The sequence below is a fragment of the Streptomyces gelaticus genome (assembly GCF_014649535.1).
Classification (GTDB): Bacteria; Actinomycetota; Actinomycetes; order Streptomycetales; family Streptomycetaceae; genus Streptomyces; species Streptomyces gelaticus.
Genome location: NZ_BMTF01000008.1, coordinates 22,194 through 43,517 on the forward strand (window position 1 = coordinate 22,194; position 21,324 = coordinate 43,517).

Genomic DNA, 21,324 nt, shown 5'->3' on the forward strand with positions numbered 1-21,324 from the left:
GCTTCACGTACGGTCCGTGCCCCGCCCGAGCGGTGGGGGCGCGGGACCGTACTCTTGTCCCCGTGCAGGAACTCCATGACGCCCCCCTCGCCCCCCTGACCACCTTCCGGCTGGGCGGCCCCGCCACCCGCCTCCTCACGGCGACCACCGACGCCGAGGTGATCGAAGCCGTGCGCGAGGCCGACGGGAGCGGCACCCCGCTCCTCGTCATCGGCGGCGGCAGCAACCTGGTCATCGGCGACAAGGGTTTCGACGGCACCGCCCTGCGCATCGCGACCAAGGGCTTCGCGCTGAACGGTACGACGCTGGAGCTCGCCGCCGGCGAGATCTGGACGGACGCCGTGGCGCGCACCGTCGAAGCCGGCCTCGCGGGCATCGAGTGCCTGGCCGGAATCCCGGGCTCCGCGGGTGCGACACCGATCCAGAACGTCGGCGCGTACGGCCAGGAGGTCTCCTCCACCATCACGGAGGTCGTCGCCTACGACCGGCGCTCCGAGGAAACGGTCACCATCCCGAACGAGGACTGCGGGTTCTCGTACCGGCACAGTCGTTTCAAGGCCGAACCCGACCGTTTCGTGGTGTTGCGTGTCCGTTTCGAGCTGGAGGACGCGGGCGGTCTCTCCGCGCCGCTGCGGTACGCCGAGACGGCCCGCACCATGGGGGTCGAGCAGGGCGAGCGCGTGCCCGCGGCGGCCGCCCGTGAAACGGTGCTCGCGCTCCGCGCCGGCAAGGGCATGGTGCTGGACCCGGAGGACCACGACTCCTGGTCGGCGGGCTCCTTCTTCACCAACCCGATCCTGGAAGAGGCGGAGTACGAGGCGTTCCTCGCCCGCGCCGAGGACCGGCTCGGCCCCGGGACGACGCCCCCCGCCTTCCCTGCGGACGGGGGACGCGTCAAGACCTCGGCGGCCTGGCTCATCGACAAGGCCGGTTTCACCAAGGGATACGGCACCGGACCGGCCCGTATCTCCACCAAGCACACCCTCGCCCTCACCAACCGCGGCGAGGCGACCACCGAGGACCTCCTCGCGCTCGCCCGCGAGGTCGTCGCCGGAGTCCGCGAGGCCTTCGGCGTCACGCTCGTCAACGAACCGGTGACGGTCGGCGTGAGCCTTTAGGGCCCGCCGGTACGTACCTCAGTAGGCCACGCCCACGCCCTGCTTCACCGACGCCGGATCGTCGGTCAGCGCCAGCATCGCGTGGGCCACGTCGGCGCGTGAGATGGTCCGGCCGCTGCGCGGCGTGCTGCCGACGGCCGTACGGTACTTCCCGGTCAGCGGCCCGTTCGTGAGCTTCGGCGGCCGTACGGATGTCCAGTCCGCCGCGCTCCGGGCCAGCGCGGCCTCCATCCGAGTCAGGTCCGCGTAGACCTCCTTGAGGACCGCCCCGATCAGCCTGCGGGCCAGCCGGTCCGGCAGCGGGTCGTCGGCAGGCCGGGGGCCGACCGGGGCCGCGCTGACCACCAGCAGCCGCCGTACCCCCTCGGCCTCCATCGCCGCCAGCACCGAGCCGGTGAGCCGCTCGGCGACCCCGTCGGCCTTCCGGCCGCGCGAGCCGAGCGCGGAGAGCACCGCGTCCCGGCCCGCGACCGCCTCGCGCAGCGCCTCCGGATCGTCCACGCGCGTGACCGTGTGGATCTGTACGCCGGAGAGCGGGACGGGCAGCCGGGCCGGGTCGCGGACCACCGCCGTCACCTCGTGACCCGCCGCCACCGCCTGGCGGACGATCTCCTGACCGACGCCGCCCGTCGCACCGAGCACCGTGATCCTCATTGCGCACTCTCCCAGGGTGGGTAAGTATTCACTCACCCATACAGTGAGTGGATACTCACCACCTCGTCAAGCTTCGCCGGAGTGCACATGGAGCAGAAGCCGGCCCGCGTCCGCATCATCGACGCCGCCCACCAGCTGATGCTCACCATCGGCCTGGCCCGCGCCACCACCAAGGAGATCGCCAGAGCCGCGGGCTGCTCGGAGGCCGCGCTCTACAAGCACTTCGCGAGCAAGGAAGAGCTGTTCGTGGTCGTGCTCAAGGAACGCCTGCCCCGGCTCAACCCGCTGCTGAAACGGCTCGTCGCGTCCCCCGGGGCGGGGGAGCGCACGGTCGAGCAGAACCTCACCGAGATCGCCCGCCAGGCCGCACTCTTCTACGAGCAGAGCTTCCCGATCGCCGCCTCGCTGTACGCCGAGCCCCGGCTCAAGGAACGCCACAACGAGGCGATGAGGGAGCTCGGCACCGGCCCGCACATGCCCATCAGCGGCCTGGATGCCTATCTGCGCTCCGAGCAGGCGGCCGGCCGGGTACGGGCCGACGCGGACACCTACGCGGCCGCGTCGCTGCTGCTGGGAGCCTGCGCGCAGCGGGCGTTCGCCTACGAGGCCACGGCGGACGGGTCGCCGCCACAGCCCCTCGACGAGTTCGCCGCCGCCCTGGCGAGGACGCTGATGCGGGGCGTGGCCGCGTAACCGGGCACGCCCTCAGGCGGGCTTCGCCAGCCAGGCGTCGACATCCGCCAGCAGCTCCGCCCGGACCGCGGCAGGTGCGGCGGAGCCCCGTACCGACTGGCGGGCCAGCTCCGCGAGCTCCTCGTCGGTGAACGCGTGATGGCGCCGCACGAGGTCGTACTGCGCGGCCAGCCGGGAGCCGAAGAGCAGCGGATCGTCCGCGCCCAGCGCCATCGGCACCCCGGCCTCGAACAGCTCGCGCAGCGGGACGTCGGCGGGCTTCTCGTAGACGCCCAGGGCCACGTTGGACGACGGGCAGACCTCGCAGGTCACCCGGCGCTCCGCCAGCCTGCGCAGCAGCCGCGGGTCCTCGGCGGCCCGCACGCCGTGCCCGATCCGGGCCGCGTCCAGATCGTCCAGGCAGTCCCGCACACTGGCGGGGCCGGACAGCTCGCCGCCGTGCGGCGCCGCCAGCAGCCCGCCCTCGCGGGCGATGGCGAAGGCCCGGTCGAAGTCCCGGGCCATCCCGCGGCGCTCGTCGTTGGAGAGCCCGAATCCGACCACGCCCCGGTCCGCGTACCGCACCGCGAGCCGGGCGAGCGTCCGGGCGTCCAGCGGATGCTTCATCCGGTTCGCCGCGATCACCACCCGGATCGGCAGACCCGTCTCGCGCGAGGCACTGTCCACCGCGTCCAGGATGATCTCGATCGCCGGGATCAGCCCGCCGAGCAGCGGGGCGTACGAGGTGGGGTCGACCTGGATCTCCAGCCAGCGGGAGCCGTCCGCGACGTCCTCCTGGGCCGTCTCGCGGACCAGCCGCTGAATGTCCTCGGGGGCCCTGAGGCAGGACCGGGCGATGTCGTAGAGCCGCTGGAAACGGAACCAGCCGCGCTCGTCGGTGGCCCGCAGCTTGGGCGGCTCGCCGCCGGTCAGGGCGTCCGGCAGATGCACGCCGTACTTGTCGGCGAGTTCGAGCAGGGTCGTCGGCCGCATCGACCCGGTGAAATGCAGGTGCAGGTGGGCCTTGGGCAACAGCCGTACATCGCGCTCCATCCCAGGATCCTGCCGCACACGTGGGGTCGAGCGGTAGCCGCTTTCCCCATCGAGTTGACCTTCGAACGCGAAAGCGACCCCCGGCCGCAGCCGGAGGTCGCTTCCGCAGGTGCGGGACGCGCTACGCCTTGGCCTCGCCCAGCAGCTTCTGGATCCGCGAGACGCCCTCGACGAGGTCCTCGTCGCCCAGTGCGTACGAGAGGCGGAGATAGCCCGGCGTGCCGAAGGCCTCGCCCGGCACGACCGCGACCTCGGCCTCGTCCAGGATCAGCGCCGCCAGCTCGACGGAGGTGGCCGGGCGCCTGCCCCGGATCTCCTTGCCGAGCAGCTCCTTCACCGAGGGGTACGCATAGAACGCGCCCTCGGGCTCCGGGCACAGCACCCCGTCGATCTCGTTGAGCATCCGGACGATGGTCCGCCGGCGCCGGTCGAAGGCGGTGCGCATCTCGGCGACCGCGTCCAGGTTCCCGGAAACGGCGGCCAGCGCGGCGACCTGGGCCACGTTGGAGACGTTGGACGTGGCGTGCGACTGGAGGTTGGTCGCGGCCTTGACGACGTCCTTCGGGCCGATGACCCAGCCCACCCGCCAGCCGGTCATCGCGTACGTCTTGGCGACACCGTTGACCACGATGCACTTGTCGCGCAGCTCGGGCACGAGCGCGGGCAGCGAGGTGAACTTCGCGTCGCCGTAGACCAGGTGCTCGTAGATCTCGTCGGTCAGCACCCACAGGCCGTGCTCGACGGCCCAGCGGCCGATCGCCTCGGCGTCGGCCTCGCTGTACACGGCACCGGTGGGGTTCGACGGCGAGACGAACAGGACGACCTTCGTGCGCTCGGTGCGCGCCGCCTCCAGCTGCTCCACGGAGACCCGGTAGCCGGTGGTCTCGTCGGCCACGACCTCCACCGGGACACCGCCGGCCAGCCGGATCGACTCGGGGTAGGTGGTCCAGTACGGGGCGGGGACGATGACCTCGTCGCCCGGGTCGAGGATCGCGGCGAACGCCTCGTAGATGGCCTGCTTGCCGCCGTTGGTCACCAGGATCTGCGAGGTGTCGACCTCGTAGCCGGAGTCGCGCAGCGTCTTCTCCGCGATGGCGGCCTTGAGCTCCGGAAGCCCTCCTGCCGGGGTGTAGCGGTGGTACTTCGGGTTGCGGCAGGCCTCGACCGCGGCCTCGACGATGTAACCGGGGGTCGGGAAGTCGGGCTCGCCGGCACCGAAGCCGATCACCGGACGGCCGGCGGCCTTGAGGGCCTTGGCCTTGGCGTCGACGGCGAGGGTGGCGGATTCGGAGATCGCACCGATGCGGGCGGAGACCCGGCGCTCGGAGGGGGAAGTTGCAGCGCTCATGGCGCCCATGGTCCCAGACCGTGATCCCCGTCGGCACAGGGGTTTCAGGGAGCGGACACGACTCGGACAGCATGCGGACAACATGCGACCAGGAGCGGTCGGGAGCTATCTGTTCGACGCCGGGCCGCTGAGCACGTACACTCACCTGTCGTTGGCCTTCACCAGCCACACCGTTCCTGCACCGGAACCATCCGGGGAGATGCGGTAGGTTGGTGGAATCCACAAAGGGTCGTAGCTCAATTGGTAGAGCACTGGTCTCCAAAACCAGCGGTTGGGGGTTCAAGTCCCTCCGGCCCTGCTACACACTTCTTCGCCAGGAAGTGTGCGCATGTACGTACTTCAATGCACCGCCGTGCGGCTCCACCGGGCGCGGCACGGCCATGACCCGGAATCAGGTGAGAAGCGTGACGGACGCCGTGGGCTCCATCGACATGCCTGATGCCGAGGATGAAGTACCCGAGTCGAAGAAGAAGACCCGGAAGGGCGGCAAGCGCGGAAAGAAGGGCCCTCTGGGCCGCCTCGCGCTGTTCTACCGCCAGATCGTCGCCGAGTTGCGCAAGGTCGTCTGGCCGACCCGTAGTCAGCTGACGACGTACACCAGCGTGGTGATCGTCTTCGTCGTCGTCATGATCGGTCTGGTTACCGTGATTGACTTCGGATTCCAGCGGGTCATCAAGTACGTCTTCGGCTGATCCCGCGGAGGGCGCCTCATGGGCGCCCCTTTCGCATGTTCCACCCATTTGTAATCCAGGAAGAAGCAGCCACCGTGTCTGACCCGAACCTGAACGACGCCGACGAGCCGACGGCGGGCGCCTTCGAGTCCGCCGAGGACGAGCTCGACATCGTCGAGGCGGCAGACGCCGAGGAGCTGGACCAGGCCGAGGAGTCGGACCAGGCCGAAGCTGCCGACGCTGCCGCTGGTGAGCCCGCCGAGCAGGCCGCCGTGCACGTCGAGGACGACGAGGAAGAGGCCGCGGAGGCCGCCCCGGTCGACGCCGTCACCGCCCTGCGCGACGAGCTGCGCGGCCTTCCCGGCGAGTGGTACGTCATCCATACGTACGCCGGTTACGAGAAGCGCGTGAAGGCCAACCTGGAGCAGCGCGCCGTCTCGCTCAACGTCGAGGACTTCATCTACCAGGCCGAAGTGCCCGAGGAAGAGATCGTCCAGATCAAGAACGGCGAGCGCAAGAATGTCCGCCAGAACAAGCTCCCGGGCTATGTCCTGGTGCGCATGGACCTGACGAACGAGTCCTGGGGTGTCGTCCGCAACACCCCCGGCGTCACCGGCTTCGTGGGCAACGCCTACGACCCGTACCCGCTGACCCTGGACGAGATCGTCAAGATGCTCGCCCCGGAGGCCGAGGAGAAGGCCGCCCGCGAGGCCGCCGAGGCCGAGGGCAAGCCGGCCCCGGCCCGCAAGGTCGAGGTCCAGGTGCTCGACTTCGAGGTCGGCGATTCGGTCACCGTCACCGACGGTCCGTTCGCCACGCTGCAGGCGACGATCAACGAGATCAACGCCGACTCGAAGAAGGTCAAGGGTCTCGTCGAGATCTTCGGCCGCGAGACCCCGGTCGAGCTCAGCTTCGACCAGATCCAGAAGAACTAGCGGTTTCCGCTCGTTCCCGGACACATGCCTACCGAGCAGGTCAGACCGGCTGCAAAGCCCGTCTGACCTGCTTGGTTTTTGGTCGCGCAGCTATACCCGTTATCGTTGCGCGGTATGCCTCCATCCGGATGACCGGACGGCGGCGAAACACTCTCACTAGGACCCGGAGAGAGCAATGCCTCCCAAGAAGAAGAAGGTCACGGGGCTTATCAAGCTCCAGATCAACGCCGGTGCGGCCAACCCGGCCCCGCCGGTCGGCCCCGCGCTCGGCCAGCACGGCGTCAACATCATGGAGTTCTGCAAGGCCTACAACGCCGCGACCGAGTCGCAGCGTGGCATGGTCGTGCCGGTGGAGATCACGGTCTACGAGGACCGCTCCTTCACCTTCGTCACCAAGACGCCGCCGGCCGCCAAGCTGATCCTCAAGGCCGCGGGCGTGGAGAAGGGCTCCGGCGAGCCGCACAAGACCAAGGTCGCCAAGCTCACGGCTGCCCAGGTCCGCGAGATCGCCACGACGAAGCTCCCCGACCTGAACGCCAACGACCTCGACGCCGCGTCGAAGATCATCGCTGGCACCGCCCGTTCCATGGGCATCACGGTCGAAGGCTGAATCAGCCCCTCACGTCCTCAGTGGTAGGGCCAAGCGCTGGCCCGCACCACGACTCCACACTCTGAAACCACAGGAGTAGCAGTGAAGCGCAGCAAGAACCTCCGGGCTGCGGACGCCAAGGTCGACCGGGAGCGCCTCTACGCCCCGCTCGAGGCCGTCCGCCTCGCCAAGGAGACCGCGACCACGAAGTTCGACGGCACTGTCGAGGTCGCCTTCCGTCTGGGTGTCGACCCCCGCAAGGCCGACCAGATGGTCCGTGGCACCGTGAACCTCCCGCACGGCACCGGCAAGACCGCCCGGGTCCTGGTCTTCGCGACCGGTGACCGTGCTGCGGCCGCGGAAGCCGCGGGCGCCGACATCGTCGGCGCCGACGAGCTCATCGACGAGGTGGCGAAGGGCCGTCTGGACTTCGACGCCGTCGTCGCCACCCCGGACCTCATGGGCAAGGTCGGCCGCCTCGGCCGGGTGCTCGGTCCGCGTGGTCTGATGCCGAACCCGAAGACCGGCACCGTCACCCCCGATGTCGCCAAGGCTGTCAACGACATCAAGGGCGGCAAGATCGAGTTCCGCGTCGACAAGCACTCGAACCTGCACTTCATCATCGGCAAGGTCTCGTTCGACGACACCAAGCTGGTGGAGAACTACGCAGCGGCGCTGGAAGAGGTCCTCCGTCTGAAGCCGTCCGCCGCCAAGGGCCGCTACATCAAGAAGGCCGCTCTGGCCACCACGATGGGCCCCGGCATCCCGCTGGACGCCAACCGCACCCGTAACCTCCTCGTCGAGGAGGACCCGGCCGCCGTCTGAGCCCTCGCGCTCGGCAGCAAGCCGCGTCACGTGTGACATCGACGGGCCCCGCAACCTTTCCAGGTGCGGGGCCCGTCCTTGTATCCGTACTGCCGGGGGCCGTGTCGGAGCTGTGCGTTAGCGTGAAGCCCCGACAGAGCCGAACGAGGGGTGGAAGCTGACATGAGGACCAGTACCGTGCGACGCGTGTGTCTGTCGGTCGCGGCGGCAGCGGCGCTGACATCGATCGCGGCCTGCAGCGGGTCGGACAGCGGCAAGAGCGACAAGGGCAGCGGCGTCGTGAAGGCCGACCCGATCGCCGCGCTGCTCGACGTGCAGAAGAAGACCGGTGGGGAGAGCTCGGCGAAGGTCGAGGGCACCACCCAGATGGGCACCACCATGTCCATGAAGCAGACCGGCACCATCGACTGGACCGACGGTCTCACCGGCGCCATGGAGATCACGTACACCGGCGGCAGCATGGCGGACGTCATGAAGCAGAGCGGCGGCACCGGCACGATGCAGGCCCGCTACTTCAAGGACGGTTACGCCGTCAACATGGGCGACGGCTTCTCGAAGCAGACCGGTGGCAAGCACTGGATCAGCTACGGCTACGCCGACCTCGCCAAGATGGCGGGCGCCTCCGGCGAGGCGATGAAGCAGCAGATGCAGAACACCACCCCCGACCAGGGAGTGAAGTCGCTGCTGGCCTCCGGCGACGTGAAGAAGGTCGGCAAGGAGGACGTCCGCGGCGTCTCCACCACGCACTACTCCGGCACCGTCGACGTCGCCGCCCTGACCGCGAAGAACTCCGAGCTCGACGCCGACCAGCTGGAGCAGCTGAAGAAGCAGCTGAGCGACGCCGGCATCACCACCGAGACGGTCGACATCTGGGTCGACGACAACGATCTGCTGGTCAAGAAGACCGAGCGCGGCCAGATGAAGACCGGCGAGCTCAATTCCACGGTGTACTACAGCGACTACGGCACGAAGGTCTCGGTCGAGCAGCCCCCGGCCTCCGACACGGTCGACTTCGCCGAGCTCCTGAAGCAGCAGCAGAAAGCGGGTTCGGGCGCGTCCTGACCCTCCCGGGCCGCCCTGAGAGGGACGGATTTGCTCGGCGCGACCACGGTCGCGTACTCTCCTACAGAAGCCAAAGACCGCTGGTCGTTGCTGTGCTCTCGCAAGAGGGAACGGCGACCGAAGGATCCGTTGAGTACGGGCGACCTGCGCAGGTGACTGTGGAAAGCTCCCGGATCTGATTCGGTCGAGCTACGCCCTGGCGCCCGCGCCGGGGCGTTTCGTCTTTCCCGGCCCCTTCTGAGCGGTCCTCATCACCCGGAAGGAGGCCGACGCTCATGGCAAGGCCCGACAAGGCTGCCGCGGTAGCCGAGCTCGCGGACCAGTTCCGCAGCTCGAACGCCGCCGTGCTGACCGAGTACCGGGGTCTCACCGTTGCGCAGCTCAAGACGCTGCGTCGTTCGCTCGGTGAGAACGCCCAGTACGCCGTGGTGAAGAACACGCTGACCAAGATTGCGGCCAACGAGGCCGGGATCACTTCGCTGGACGACCAGTTCACTGGTCCGACGGCGGTTGCCTTCATCACCGGTGACCCGGTGGAGTCGGCGAAGGGTCTTCGTGACTTCGCCAAGGAGAACCCGAACCTGATCATCAAGGGCGGTGTCCTTGATGGCAAGGCGCTGTCCGCCGATGAGATCAAGAAGCTTGCGGACCTTGAGTCCCGCGAGGTTCTGCTCAGCAAGCTGGCCGGTGCCTTCAAGGGCAAGCAGTCCCAGGCTGCTCAGCTCTTCCAGGCGCTGCCGTCGAAGTTCGTCCGCACCGCGGACGCGCTTCGCGTCAAGCTCGCCGAGCAGGGCGGTGCCGAGTAATTCGGCTCGCGCAATGATCGTCGCCCACCAGGGCGACGGTCGCAGCGGGCCGAACGTACGCCCGCCTACATGTACATCCGGCACCAGCCGAATTAGTGGAAGGACGCCATCATGGCGAAGCTGTCCCAGGACGACCTGCTCGCGCAGTTCGAAGAGATGACCCTCATCGAGCTCTCCGAGTTCGTGAAGGCCTTCGAGGAGAAGTTCGACGTCACCGCCGCCGCGGCCGTCGCCGTTGCCGCCGGTCCGGCCCAGGGTGGCGGCGAGGGCGCTGCCGCTGAGGAGCAGGACGAGTTCGACGTCATCCTCACCGGCGCCGGCGAGAAGAAGATCCAGGTCATCAAGGTCGTGCGTGAGCTGACCTCGCTGGGTCTGAAGGAGGCCAAGGACCTCGTCGACGGCACCCCGAAGCCGGTCCTCGAGAAGGTCGCCAAGGAGGCCGCCGAGAAGGCTGCCGAGTCCCTCAAGGCCGCCGGCGCTTCCGTCGAGGTCAAGTGACTCAGGGAGTCCGCTGACTCCTTCTGACGCCCCGTGCCGCACGGCACAGGTGTCATCACACGAAGGGCGATCACCCATCCGGGTGGTCGCCCTTCGGCGTCCCCGAGGCGGCTGCCTTGCTCTTCCTGCGGCGACGAGTATGGTGATCTTCGCCGTTGCCTCTCAGGGGCGGTCGACCGGCGCCTGGCGGCGGTCGGGTGAAGGACCTCGGGGCGTCGTCCCCGCAGGGGGGCCTTGACGAACCGCACACGGCGCGCAATTCTCAGGACGCGTCGTCACATCGATCCGAATTCGAGGCATGGATCGTGGGAGAAGCGGGCAGTAAAGAAGAGCGCACCACGCGCAACGTCTAGCAGTAGGTGTTGAGAACAGCTGTTGAGAGCAACGTGGGTCTCTGAGAACCCCGACTGGACATCAGTGTGCCGTTTGGCTACACTGACCCTTTGCGCTGCCTGTTAGCTGCCCCCTGCCCGTCACCAGGGGCATGCCCTCGCTTGAGCACCGATGACTGACCATCTCTGACCTGGCCTTTTCGGTCGAATCAGGAATCGACTGTCACCGTGTCCAACTTGGGACCGGTACGCGCGTAGTGAGTCCGAGCCCTCGGAAGGACCCCCTCTTGGCCGCCTCGCGCAACGCCTCGACCGCGAATACGAACAACGGTGCCAGCACCGCCCCGCTGCGCATCTCCTTTGCAAAAATCAAGGAGCCCCTCGAGGTTCCGAACCTCCTCGCGCTGCAGACCGAGAGCTTTGACTGGCTCCTCGGCAATGCCGCATGGAAGGCTCGCGTCGAGGCTGCTCTGGACAGCGGACAGAACGTCCCGACCAAGTCCGGCCTGGAAGAGATCTTCGAGGAGATCTCGCCGATCGAGGACTTCTCCGGGTCGATGTCGCTGACTTTCCGCGACCACCGCTTCGAGCCCCCGAAGAACTCGATCGACGAGTGCAAGGAGCGCGACTTCACGTACGCCGCCCCGCTCTTCGTCACCGCTGAGTTCACCAACAACGAGACCGGCGAGATCAAGTCCCAGACGGTCTTCATGGGCGACTTCCCGCTCATGACCAACAAGGGCACCTTCGTCATCAACGGCACCGAGCGTGTCGTCGTGTCGCAGCTGGTCCGCTCGCCGGGTGTCTACTTCGACTCCTCCATCGACAAGACGTCCGACAAGGACATCTTCTCCGCCAAGATCATCCCGTCCCGGGGTGCCTGGCTGGAGATGGAGATCGACAAGCGCGACATGGTCGGTGTGCGCATCGACCGCAAGCGCAAGCAGTCCGTCACCGTTCTCCTGAAGGCTCTCGGCTGGACGACCGAGCAGATCCTGGAAGAGTTCGGCGAGTACGAGTCGATGCGCGCCACCCTGGAGAAGGACCACACCCAGGGCCAGGACGACGCACTGCTCGACATCTACCGCAAGCTGCGTCCGGGCGAGCCGCCCACCCGTGAGGCCGCTCAGACGCTGCTCGAGAACCTCTACTTCAACCCGAAGCGCTACGACCTCGCGAAGGTCGGCCGCTACAAGGTGAACAAGAAGCTCGGCGCCGACGAGCCGCTGGACGCCGGTGTGCTCACCAGCGACGACGTCATCGCGACGATCAAGTACCTGGTCAAGCTGCACGCCGGTGAGACCGAGACGGTCGGCGAGTCCGGCCGCTCGATCATGGTCGAGACCGATGACATCGACCACTTCGGCAACCGTCGTATCCGCAACGTCGGCGAGCTGATCCAGAACCAGGTCCGTACGGGTCTCGCCCGTATGGAGCGCGTCGTGCGCGAGCGCATGACCACCCAGGACGTCGAGGCGATCACGCCGCAGACCCTGATCAACATCCGGCCGGTCGTCGCCTCCATCAAGGAGTTCTTCGGCACCAGCCAGCTGTCCCAGTTCATGGACCAGAACAACCCGCTGTCGGGCCTGACGCACAAGCGTCGTCTCAACGCCCTCGGCCCGGGTGGTCTCTCCCGTGAGCGGGCCGGCTTCGAGGTCCGTGACGTGCACCCCTCGCACTACGGCCGCATGTGCCCGATCGAGACGCCGGAAGGCCCGAACATCGGTCTGATCGGCTCGCTGGCCTCCTACGGCCGGATCAACGCGTTCGGTTTCATCGAGACGCCGTACCGCAAGGTCGTCGACGGCCAGGTCACCGACGAGGTCGACTACCTGACCGCCGACGAGGAGGACCGCTTCGTCATCGCGCAGGCCAACGCGCCGCTCAGCGACGAGCTGCGGTTCGCCGAGTCCCGCGTGCTGGTCCGCCGCCGTGGCGGCGAGGTCGACTACGTGCCCGGCGCGGACGTCGACTACATGGACGTCTCGCCGCGCCAGATGGTGTCCGTCGCGACCGCGATGATCCCCTTCCTGGAGCACGACGACGCCAACCGTGCCCTCATGGGCGCGAACATGATGCGTCAGGCGGTGCCGCTGATTAAGTCGGAGGCCCCGCTCGTCGGCACCGGCATGGAGTACCGCTGCGCCACCGACGCCGGCGACGTGCTCAAGGCCGAGAAGGACGGTGTGGTCCAGGAGGTCTCCGCGGACTACATCACCGTCACCAACGACGACGGCACGTACACCACGTACCGCATCGCCAAGTTCATGCGCTCCAACCAGGGCACCTCGGTCAACCAGAAGGTTGTCGTCTCCGAGGGCGACCGGGTCGTCGCCGACCAGGTGCTCGCCGACGGTCCGGCCACCGAGAACGGTGAGATGGCCCTCGGCAAGAACCTGCTCGTGGCGTTCATGCCGTGGGAGGGTCACAACTACGAGGACGCGATCATCCTGTCGCAGCGCCTCGTGCAGGACGACGTCCTCTCCTCGATCCACATCGAGGAGCACGAGGTCGACGCCCGTGACACCAAGCTCGGCCCGGAGGAGATCACCCGGGACATCCCGAACGTCTCCGAAGAGGTCCTCGCCGACCTCGACGAGCGCGGCATCATCCGTATCGGTGCCGAGGTCGTCGCCGGTGACATCCTCGTCGGCAAGGTCACGCCCAAGGGTGAGACCGAGCTGACCCCCGAGGAGCGCCTGCTCCGCGCGATCTTCGGTGAGAAGGCGCGCGAGGTGCGCGACACCTCGCTGAAGGTGCCGCACGGTGAGATCGGCAAGGTCATCGGCGTCCGCGTCTTCGACCGCGAAGAGGGCGACGAGCTGCCGCCGGGCGTGAACCAGCTGGTCCGCGTCTACGTCGCGCAGAAGCGCAAGATCACCGACGGTGACAAGCTCGCCGGCCGTCACGGCAACAAGGGCGTCATCTCGAAGATCCTGCCGATCGAGGACATGCCGTTCCTGGAGGACGGCACCCCGGTCGACATCATCCTCAACCCGCTGGGTGTCCCGTCCCGAATGAACCCGGGACAGGTCCTGGAGATCCACCTCGGCTGGCTCGCCAGCCGCGGCTGGGACGTCTCCGGCCTCGGTGACGAGTGGGCCAAGCGCCTGCAGGCCATCGGCGCCGACCAGGTCGCCCCCGGCACCAACGTCGCCACCCCCGTCTTCGACGGTGCGCGCGAGGACGAGATCTCCGGTCTCTTCGAGGCCACGATCCCGAACCGCGACGGCGACCGCCTGGTACAGCCCTCCGGCAAGGCCAAGCTGTTCGACGGCCGCTCCGGCGAGCCGTTCCCGGACCCGGTCTCGGTCGGCTACATGTACATCCTCAAGCTGCACCACCTCGTCGACGACAAGCTGCACGCTCGTTCGACGGGCCCGTACTCCATGATCACCCAGCAGCCGCTGGGTGGTAAGGCGCAGTTCGGTGGTCAGCGATTCGGTGAGATGGAGGTGTGGGCCCTTGAGGCTTACGGCGCCGCGTACGCCCTCCAGGAGCTCCTGACGATCAAGTCCGACGACGTGACCGGCCGCGTGAAGGTCTACGAGGCCATCGTCAAGGGCGAGAACATCCCCGAGCCGGGCATCCCTGAGTCCTTCAAGGTGCTCATCAAGGAAATGCAGTCGCTCTGCCTCAATGTGGAGGTGCTGTCCTCGGACGGCATGTCCATCGAGATGCGCGACACGGACGAGGACGTCTTCCGCGCGGCGGAGGAGCTCGGTATCGACCTGTCCCGGCGCGAGCCGAGCAGCGTCGAAGAGGTCTGACGGGTTGGCCGGCCGGATCCCCGTGATCCGGCCGGCTCTCCCCGGACCCGTTCAGACCATTGCTGAAGTGCCCCGATTTCTCGCCTGACGCGAGGGGGCTCGAACCCCCGAAAGAGGGATTGACGACAAGTGCTCGACGTCAACTTCTTCGACGAGCTGCGGATCGGCCTCGCCACCGCGGACGACATCCGGACCTGGTCCCACGGCGAAGTGAAGAAGCCGGAGACCATCAACTACCGCACGCTCAAGCCCGAAAAGGACGGACTCTTCTGCGAGAAGATCTTCGGTCCGACCCGGGACTGGGAGTGCTACTGCGGCAAGTACAAGCGTGTCCGCTTCAAGGGCATCATCTGTGAGCGCTGTGGCGTCGAGGTCACGCGCGCCAAGGTGCGCCGTGAGCGCATGGGCCACATCGAGCTTGCCGCTCCCGTCACCCACATCTGGTACTTCAAGGGCGTCCCGTCGCGCCTGGGCTACCTTCTCGACCTCGCGCCGAAGGACCTGGAAAAGGTCATCTACTTCGCCGCGTACATGATCACGTTCGTGGACGAGGAGCGCCGTACGCGCGACCTGCCGTCCCTGGAGGCGCACGTCTCCGTCGAGCGTCAGCAGATCGAGAACCGCCGCGACGCCGACCTCGAGGCCCGCGCCAAGAAGCTCGAGACCGACCTGGCCGAGCTGGAGGCCGAGGGTGCCAAGGCCGACGTGCGCCGCAAGGTGCGCGAAGGCGCCGAGCGCGAGATGAAGCAGCTGCGCGACCGTGCGCAGCGCGAGATCGACCGCCTCGATGAGGTGTGGAGCCGCTTCAAGAACCTCAAGGTCCAGGACCTGGAGGGCGACGAGCTGCTCTACCGCGAACTGCGTGACCGCTTCGGCACGTACTTCGACGGCTGCATGGGCGCCGCCGCGCTGCAGAAGCGCCTGGAGTCCTTCGACCTCGACGAGGAGGCCGAGCGCCTCCGCGAGATCATCCGTACCGGCAAGGGCCAGAAGAAGACCCGTGCGCTCAAGCGCCTCAAGGTCGTCTCCGCGTTCCTGCAGACCAGCAACAAGCCCAAGGGCATGGTGCTCGACTGCGTGCCGGTCATCCCGCCGGACCTGCGTCCGATGGTGCAGCTGGACGGTGGCCGCTTCGCGACCTCCGACCTGAACGACCTGTACCGCCGTGTGATCAACCGCAACAACCGCCTCAAGCGTCTCCTCGACCTCGGTGCCCCCGAGATCATCGTGAACAACGAGAAGCGGATGCTGCAGGAGGCCGTCGACGCGCTGTTCGACAACGGCCGCCGCGGTCGCCCGGTCACCGGTCCCGGCAACCGCCCGCTCAAGTCCCTCAGCGACATGCTGAAGGGCAAGCAGGGTCGATTCCGTCAGAACCTTCTCGGTAAGCGTGTGGACTACTCCGCGCGTTCCGTGATCGTCGTCGGCCCGCAGCTCAAGCTGCACCAGTGCGGTCTGCCGAAGGCCATGGCGCTGGAGCTCTTCAAGCCGTTCGTGATGAAGCGCCTGGTCGACCTGAACCACGCGCAGAACATCAAGTCGGCCAAGCGCATGGTCGAGCGCGGCCGCACCGTGGTGTACGACGTCCTCGAAGAGGTCATCGCCGAGCACCCGGTGCTGCTGAACCGTGCACCCACCCTGCACCGCCTCGGCATCCAGGCCTTCGAGCCGCAGCTGGTCGAGGGCAAGGCCATCCAGATCCACCCGCTCGTCTGCACCGCGTTCAACGCGGACTTCGACGGTGACCAGATGGCCGTCCACCTGCCGCTCTCCGCGGAGGCGCAGGCCGAGGCCCGCATCCTGATGCTGTCCTCGAACAACATCCTGAAGCCGGCCGACGGTCGCCCCGTCACCATGCCGACTCAGGACATGGTGCTGGGCCTGTTCTTCCTCACCACGGACGAGGAGGAGCGCAAGGTCGTCGGCCAGGGCCGTTCCTTCGGCTCCACGGCCGAGGCGATCATGGCCTTCGACGCCCGCGAGCTGTCGCTCCAGGCGAAGGTCGACATCCGCTTCCCGGTGGGCACCATCCCGCCGCGCGGCTGGGTGCCCCCGGTCGCCGAGGAGGGCGAGCAGGAGTACCAGCAGGGCGACACGTTCCGGCTGCGTACGTCCCTGGGCCGCGCGCTCTTCAACGAGCTGCTGCCCGAGGACTACCCGTTCGTCGACTACTCGGTCGGCAAGAAGCAGCTCTCCGAGATCGTCAACGACCTCGCCGAGCGCTACCCCAAGGTCATCGTGGCGGCGACGCTCGACAACCTGAAGGCGGCGGGCTTCTACTGGGCGACCCGTTCCGGTGTCACCGTGGCCATCTCCGACGTCGTGGTCCCCGAGGCCAAGAAGGCGATCGTCGCGGGCTACGAGGCGCAGGACGAGAAGGTCCAGAAGCAGTACGAGCGCGGTCTGATCACCAAGGACGAGCGCACGCAGGAACTCATCGCGATCTGGACCAAGGCGACCAACGAGGTTGCCGAGGCGATGAACGCGAACTTCCCCAAGACGAACCCCATCTTCATGATGGTTGACTCGGGTGCCCGAGGAAACATGATGCAGATGCGTCAGATCGCCGGTATGCGTGGTCTGGTGTCCAACGCCAAGAACGAGACGATCCCGCGTCCCATCAAGGCGTCCTTCCGTGAGGGCCTCACCGTTCTGGAGTACTTCATCTCCACGCACGGCGCCCGTAAGGGTCTGGCGGACACCGCCCTGCGTACCGCCGACTCGGGTTACCTGACCCGTCGTCTGGTGGACGTCTCGCAGGACGTGATCATTCGCGAGGAGGACTGCGGCACCGACCGCGGCCTCAAGCTGAAGATCGCGGAGAAGGGCCCCGACGGCATCCTCCGCAAGACGGAGGACGTCGAGACCAGCGTCTACGCCCGCATGCTCGCCGAGGACGTCGTCGTCGACGGCAAGGTCATCGCGCCTGCCAACGTCGACCTCGGTGACGTGCTCATCGACCAGCTGGTCATGCACGGCGTCGAGGAGGTCAAGACCCGCTCGGTCCTGACCTGTGAGTCCGCGGTCGGCACCTGTGCCTTCTGCTACGGACGCTCGCTCGCCACCGGCAAGCTGGTCGACATCGGTGAGGCGGTCGGCATCATCGCCGCCCAGTCCATCGGTGAGCCCGGTACCCAGCTGACGATGCGTACCTTCCACACCGGTGGTGTGGCCGGTGACGACATCACCCAGGGTCTGCCCCGAGTCGTCGAGCTCTTCGAAGCCCGTACGCCCAAGGGTGTCGCCCCGATCTCGGAGTCCGCGGGCCGGGTCCGGATCGAGGAGACCGAGAAGACCAAGAAGATCGTGGTCACGCCGGACGACGGCAGCGACGAGATCCCCTTCCCGATCTCGAAGCGCGCCCGTCTGCTCGTCGGCGAGGGCGACCACGTCGAGGTGGGCCAGAAGCTCACCGTGGGTGCCACCAACCCGCACGACGTGCTGCGCATCCTCGGTCAGCGCGCGGTCCAGGTCCACCTGGTCGGCGAGGTCCAGAAGGTCTACAACTCGCAGGGCGTGTCGATCCACGACAAGCACATCGAGATCATCATCCGGCAGATGCTGCGCCGTGTGACGATCATCGAGTCCGGCGACGCGGAGCTGCTGCCGGGCGAGCTCGTCGAGCGCTCGAAGTTCGAGACCGAGAACCGTCGTGTGGTCACCGAGGGCGGTCACCCCGCCTCCGGCCGTCCGCAGCTGATGGGTATCACCAAGGCCTCGCTGGCGACGGAGTCCTGGCTGTCGGCCGCCTCCTTCCAGGAGACGACCCGAGTCCTGACGGATGCGGCGATCAACGCCAAGTCCGACAGCCTCATCGGCCTCAAGGAGAACGTCATCATCGGTAAGCTCATCCCGGCCGGTACGGGTCTGTCCCGCTACCGCAACATCCGGGTCGAGCCGACCGAGGAGGCCAAGGCCGCGATGTACTCGGCCGTCGGCTACGACGACATCGACTACTCGCCGTTCGGCACGGGCTCCGGCCAGGCCGTTCCGCTGGAGGACTACGACTACGGTCCGTACAACCAGTAAGCGAGTCGCTTGACCGACCGGAGGGCGGTCACCCCGTTTCGTACGGGGTGACCGCCCTCCGGCTTTACCGGCTCTTCCTGTGGGGCGGCCGGGCCTACAGGTAGCGCCGAAGATGGTGCAGCCGGGTCGGGACGTCGGGGTGGGTGGAGAGCAACCGGGCGGGCACCGACTCGTGCCCGGACAGGCCGCCCGCGTGCAGCATCTCCAGCACCTCGGCGAGTTCCGGGGCGAACCCGAGTACCGCGGCATGCCGGTCGGCACGGAGCTCGGCGCGGCGTCCCACGGCCGCCGACAGGTAGGGGAGCACGAGCAGCAGCGGCAGCCCGTAGAGAATCCGGGCGGCGGTGGAGTCGAGCCCGCCCATCGCGAGGAGCAGAAGGCCCACGGCCAGGTAGACGGCACACCGGGCGGGCGTGACCACGGACCGCGCCGTCGCGAGGAGCACACGCCGGACCAGCCGCCCGGGCAGCCCGTACCAGTGGCAGATCAGCAACGACCACGCGTGACCTCCGGTGTGATGCCCCAGCTCATGGGCGAGTACGGCGGCCAGTCGGCTGCTCGACAGCTGTTCCAGCGCGTACCGGGTGACCCCCACGATGTGTCCCGCGGCGGCGTACGCGTTGAGGTCGTCGCTCTCCTCGACCCAGAGCCGGTACCGGGTCCCGTCGACTCCGGCGACGGCCGCCACCTCCCACCAGACCGGCTCCAGCCGCGCGGCCTCCTGGGGCATCGGGCGCCGCAGCCCGAACAGGTAGCGGGCGAGCAGATCCTCCGTGGGCCGGTGGAAGACCAGCGCACCGGAGGCGGCCCAGAGGGCGACCGGTATCCAGCACGGCACCCCGAGCCCGGCGTCCAGGAGCACGCCCGCGAGCAGGACCACCAGTGCACTCGTCAGGAAGGCGGGCAGGGCCAGCGCCAGCTGCCCCAGCGCGGTGAGGTCCATCCGCCGCTGACGCGCCGCGTAGTAGACGCGCCGACCGGGGCCGTGCTCATAAACCAGGTCGTCGGGCAACGGTGGCGCGGTGGCGGCCGGATCGGGTTCCCGAAGCGGTACAGGGTCGTCGCCCGGGTCCCGGGGCCGAGAGGTCGGTGGCATCGTGATCATCCTTAGGCGGTCGGGGCGTCAGTTGAGCAGCAGCGAGGCGGGGAGCAGGACAGTGCCCACGGAGTAGGCGAGCAGCCCGGCCCGTATCCACCGGTGCTTGCACAGGGCGATCCGGCTGGTCTCGGCCAGGGCCGTGACGAGTGCGGCGGCCCGGGAGCTTTCGGTGGCGTCGAGCGCCTCCGGCAACCGGCCCCGCCGGGCGGCGTGCCGGATGTCCGCGAAGTAGGTGAGTGGCTCCCCGGGGGTCCAGGTGCTGCGGCGGTAGCGCGGGAGCACGGCCATCAGCATGGAGAACAGCGCGGTCGCCAGACCGCCGGTGCCCGTCCACCACAGGGCGGCCCCGGGGCCGGAGAGCGTGCCCGGCCGCCACGCGCTGCCCGCCAGCCAGCCGCTGATCACGCCCGCGGTCATGCCGAGCGCGGCGACCAGTACGGATGCCTTGCTGTCGGCCCGGGAGATCTCGGCCCGCAGTTCGAGGAGCAGCCGCTCCCCGGCAGTGGTGGGCCGGCCCGGTGAGCTGTCGGTCATGTGCCCGCCTCCTCCCGGCCCGGCGCTCCCGCCGCGTCCTCGGTACCGGCCGGCTCCAGGGGGGTGCTGCCGTAGCCCGGCGGGGGCCGCCAGTCCGGGAACGGCACGGAGGGGGCGGCTGCCGTCAGGCCGGTGGTGCCGGGGCCGGACATGCCCGGTGCAGCTGTGCCCGGTACCGTCTCGGGGGCGTCCTGCGGCATCGACACGGTCAGCCGCCCCCCGGTCCCGCCGTGCGCGGTGACGCCGGGAAGGTGCTGGTCCAGTACGTCGATCAGGGCCTGGAGAGCCTTCTTCTTCGGTTCCTCCAGCTCGTGGTTCTCCGCGCTGTCGCCCTTCAGCAGCTCTCCGGCCAGCTCCAACCGCGCCTTGATCATGTGGAGCTGGTCCTGGCGCAGGCTCGCCACCACGAGCTCGGTGTCCTCGGGGTGGTCCACGAGGTGGAGCGCCCATGCGCGGACCCCGCCCTGCTCCAGGTGCTTCTCGTAGAACGCGATCTTCTCCTCGTTCACCTGCTGCAGCTCCATCCGGGCCCGCGCCCGGTCGACCGCCTCGGTGTGCTGCCACTGCTGCTGGCGCAGCCTCAGCCGGTGCTGCTGCTCCTCGAACTCGGTCGCGCGCCCCCACTGCAGCGCGTCCTGTTCCCTGACGCGCCGGTCGATCGCGGAGTCGTGCTCCCTGCCGCGGAGTTCGGCGCGGATCTGCTCGGTGGCCGTGTGGTCGATGGAGCGCATGCGCCGGACATGCTCGATAACCCCCTGGTCTCCGCGCAGCCGGACCGTCCAGTCGGCCGCGAGCCCCGCCCGGGCGCCGAGCGTGCCGTGCCCGCGGACCTCCCGCAGCAGCGCCTCCTCGGCCGCCGCGCTCCGGGAGACGGCGTAGCGGCGGGTGACGGCACGGGCCGACTGCTCCAGCTCGCCGACCAGCAGCCGCGGCACGTCACGGTGCCTGCTCGCCACGAACCGCGCGGGATCGACGACCTGCCACGACAGCTCGACGACCACCGCGAACTCGAAGGCGTCGTCGTCGCTCGGCAGCGCGATCTCCTCGCGCACCGGATGGACCCCCATGTCGACCTCGTACACCGCGGTGTAGCGCTTCGCGGCGGCTCCGGCACGAGTAGGGCGGACGGGCGGGAGATAGGTGTCGTACGAGCCGTCCGGGGCCGAGAAGACCAGCGCGTGGTCGATCCGGGTGAGCGGACGGCGGGCGAAGCCGAAACGGGACAGCTGCCGGACCGTGACCACCGGATCGGTCAACCGCGTACCGCGGTCGGCCCGTTGGTCCCAGTCGGGGGTTCGGCGGAATTCGGGCATGGGCACTCTCCTG

General features: G+C 68.4%; 17 protein-coding genes and 1 tRNA gene. 12 read left to right on the top strand and 6 right to left on the bottom strand.

What is annotated here, in order from left to right:
* The first annotated feature begins 62 nt into the window (after positions 1-62).
* Positions 63-1,118: a UDP-N-acetylmuramate dehydrogenase gene (locus tag IE107_RS14075; protein WP_189544101.1), complete on the top strand. Its 1,056-nt coding sequence runs from the start codon at positions 63-65 to the stop codon at positions 1,116-1,118.
* A gap of 18 nt (positions 1,119-1,136) precedes the next feature.
* On the opposite strand, the gene IE107_RS14080 is transcribed toward IE107_RS14075, so the two are convergent.
* Positions 1,137-1,772 (bottom strand): NAD(P)-dependent oxidoreductase, encoded by a 636-nt coding sequence (locus tag IE107_RS14080; protein WP_189544102.1) that lies wholly within the window; start codon positions 1,770-1,772, stop codon positions 1,137-1,139.
* Between the two features lie 87 nt (positions 1,773-1,859).
* Between IE107_RS14080 and IE107_RS14085 the strand changes: the two genes are divergently transcribed.
* Positions 1,860-2,465, top strand: a complete 606-nt coding sequence (locus IE107_RS14085; protein WP_189544103.1) for a TetR/AcrR family transcriptional regulator — start codon at positions 1,860-1,862, stop codon at positions 2,463-2,465.
* Between the two features lie 12 nt (positions 2,466-2,477).
* On the opposite strand, the gene IE107_RS14090 is transcribed toward IE107_RS14085, so the two are convergent.
* Together IE107_RS14090 and IE107_RS14095 are read right to left on the bottom strand one after the other, a co-directional pair.
* On the bottom strand, positions 2,478-3,497 hold the full coding sequence (locus IE107_RS14090; RefSeq protein WP_189544104.1) for an adenosine deaminase: 1,020 nt from the start codon (positions 3,495-3,497) through the stop codon (positions 2,478-2,480).
* 121 nt (positions 3,498-3,618) lie between these two features.
* Positions 3,619-4,845: a pyridoxal phosphate-dependent aminotransferase gene (locus IE107_RS14095; RefSeq protein WP_189544105.1), complete on the bottom strand. Its 1,227-nt coding sequence runs from the start codon at positions 4,843-4,845 to the stop codon at positions 3,619-3,621.
* 225 nt (positions 4,846-5,070) lie between these two features.
* Between IE107_RS14095 and IE107_RS14100 the strand changes: the two genes are divergently transcribed.
* From IE107_RS14100 to IE107_RS14145, 10 genes are all read left to right on the top strand, one after another.
* Positions 5,071-5,143, top strand: a tRNA-Trp gene (locus tag IE107_RS14100).
* 106 nt (positions 5,144-5,249) lie between these two features.
* The gene (gene secE, locus IE107_RS14105) at positions 5,250-5,537 is read left to right on the top strand and encodes a preprotein translocase subunit SecE (protein WP_072485564.1); all 288 of its coding nucleotides are present in this window, start codon (positions 5,250-5,252) and stop codon (positions 5,535-5,537) included.
* Positions 5,538-5,611: 74 nt separating this feature from the next.
* The gene (gene nusG, locus IE107_RS14110; protein WP_189544106.1) at positions 5,612-6,451 is read left to right on the top strand and encodes a transcription termination/antitermination protein NusG; all 840 of its coding nucleotides are present in this window, start codon (positions 5,612-5,614) and stop codon (positions 6,449-6,451) included.
* 175 nt (positions 6,452-6,626) lie between these two features.
* Positions 6,627-7,061: a 50S ribosomal protein L11 gene (rplK, locus tag IE107_RS14115; RefSeq protein WP_006126872.1), complete on the top strand. Its 435-nt coding sequence runs from the start codon at positions 6,627-6,629 to the stop codon at positions 7,059-7,061.
* Between the two features lie 81 nt (positions 7,062-7,142).
* On the top strand, positions 7,143-7,865 hold the full coding sequence (gene rplA, locus IE107_RS14120) for a 50S ribosomal protein L1 (RefSeq protein ID WP_189544107.1): 723 nt from the start codon (positions 7,143-7,145) through the stop codon (positions 7,863-7,865).
* Between the two features lie 162 nt (positions 7,866-8,027).
* Positions 8,028-8,927, top strand: coding sequence for an SCO4651 family lipoprotein (locus IE107_RS14125; protein ID WP_189544108.1), 900 nt, complete (start codon positions 8,028-8,030; stop codon positions 8,925-8,927).
* 275 nt (positions 8,928-9,202) lie between these two features.
* On the top strand, positions 9,203-9,733 hold the full coding sequence (rplJ, locus tag IE107_RS14130) for a 50S ribosomal protein L10 (protein ID WP_189544109.1): 531 nt from the start codon (positions 9,203-9,205) through the stop codon (positions 9,731-9,733).
* 111 nt (positions 9,734-9,844) lie between these two features.
* Positions 9,845-10,231, top strand: a complete 387-nt coding sequence (rplL, locus tag IE107_RS14135) for a 50S ribosomal protein L7/L12 (RefSeq protein ID WP_189544110.1) — start codon at positions 9,845-9,847, stop codon at positions 10,229-10,231.
* A 619-nt stretch (positions 10,232-10,850) separates the two neighbouring features.
* Positions 10,851-14,336, top strand: a complete 3,486-nt coding sequence (rpoB, locus tag IE107_RS14140) for a DNA-directed RNA polymerase subunit beta (RefSeq protein ID WP_189544111.1) — start codon at positions 10,851-10,853, stop codon at positions 14,334-14,336.
* A 129-nt stretch (positions 14,337-14,465) separates the two neighbouring features.
* The gene (locus IE107_RS14145) at positions 14,466-18,365 is read left to right on the top strand and encodes a DNA-directed RNA polymerase subunit beta' (protein ID WP_189544112.1); all 3,900 of its coding nucleotides are present in this window, start codon (positions 14,466-14,468) and stop codon (positions 18,363-18,365) included.
* A 94-nt stretch (positions 18,366-18,459) separates the two neighbouring features.
* On the opposite strand, the gene IE107_RS14150 is transcribed toward IE107_RS14145, so the two are convergent.
* From IE107_RS14150 to IE107_RS14160, 3 genes are read right to left on the bottom strand one after another with little or no spacing between them, the layout of a single operon-like run.
* Entirely contained in the window at positions 18,460-19,461 is a 1,002-nt protein-coding gene (locus IE107_RS14150) for a M48 family metalloprotease (RefSeq protein ID WP_189544113.1), read from the bottom strand.
* Between the two features lie 27 nt (positions 19,462-19,488).
* Positions 19,489-19,998: a Pycsar system effector family protein gene (locus tag IE107_RS14155; protein WP_189544114.1), complete on the bottom strand. Its 510-nt coding sequence runs from the start codon at positions 19,996-19,998 to the stop codon at positions 19,489-19,491.
* Positions 19,995-21,311 carry a hypothetical protein gene (locus tag IE107_RS14160; protein WP_189544115.1) on the bottom strand — a complete coding sequence of 439 codons (1,317 nt, stop codon included), beginning with the start codon at positions 21,309-21,311 and terminating at the stop codon, positions 19,995-19,997. The genes IE107_RS14155 and IE107_RS14160 overlap by 4 nt, the downstream gene beginning before the upstream one ends.
* Positions 21,312-21,324: the final 13 nt, after the last annotated feature.

Coding starts and splice junctions, on each gene's coding strand:
- IE107_RS14080 (WP_189544102.1), bottom strand. CDS start 1,772: ATGAGGATCACGGTGCTCGGTGCGACGGGCGGCGTCGGTCAGGAGATC.
- IE107_RS14085 (WP_189544103.1), top strand. CDS start 1,860: ATGGAGCAGAAGCCGGCCCGCGTCCGCATCATCGACGCCGCCCACCAG.
- IE107_RS14090 (WP_189544104.1), bottom strand. CDS start 3,497: ATGGAGCGCGATGTACGGCTGTTGCCCAAGGCCCACCTGCACCTGCAT.
- IE107_RS14095 (WP_189544105.1), bottom strand. CDS start 4,845: ATGAGCGCTGCAACTTCCCCCTCCGAGCGCCGGGTCTCCGCCCGCATC.
- rplK (WP_006126872.1), top strand. CDS start 6,627: ATGCCTCCCAAGAAGAAGAAGGTCACGGGGCTTATCAAGCTCCAGATC.
- IE107_RS14125 (WP_189544108.1), top strand. CDS start 8,028: ATGAGGACCAGTACCGTGCGACGCGTGTGTCTGTCGGTCGCGGCGGCA.
- rplJ (WP_189544109.1), top strand. CDS start 9,203: ATGGCAAGGCCCGACAAGGCTGCCGCGGTAGCCGAGCTCGCGGACCAG.
- rplL (WP_189544110.1), top strand. CDS start 9,845: ATGGCGAAGCTGTCCCAGGACGACCTGCTCGCGCAGTTCGAAGAGATG.
- IE107_RS14150 (WP_189544113.1), bottom strand. CDS start 19,461: ATGCCACCGACCTCTCGGCCCCGGGACCCGGGCGACGACCCTGTACCG.
- IE107_RS14155 (WP_189544114.1), bottom strand. CDS start 19,998: ATGACCGACAGCTCACCGGGCCGGCCCACCACTGCCGGGGAGCGGCTG.
- IE107_RS14160 (WP_189544115.1), bottom strand. CDS start 21,311: ATGCCCGAATTCCGCCGAACCCCCGACTGGGACCAACGGGCCGACCGC.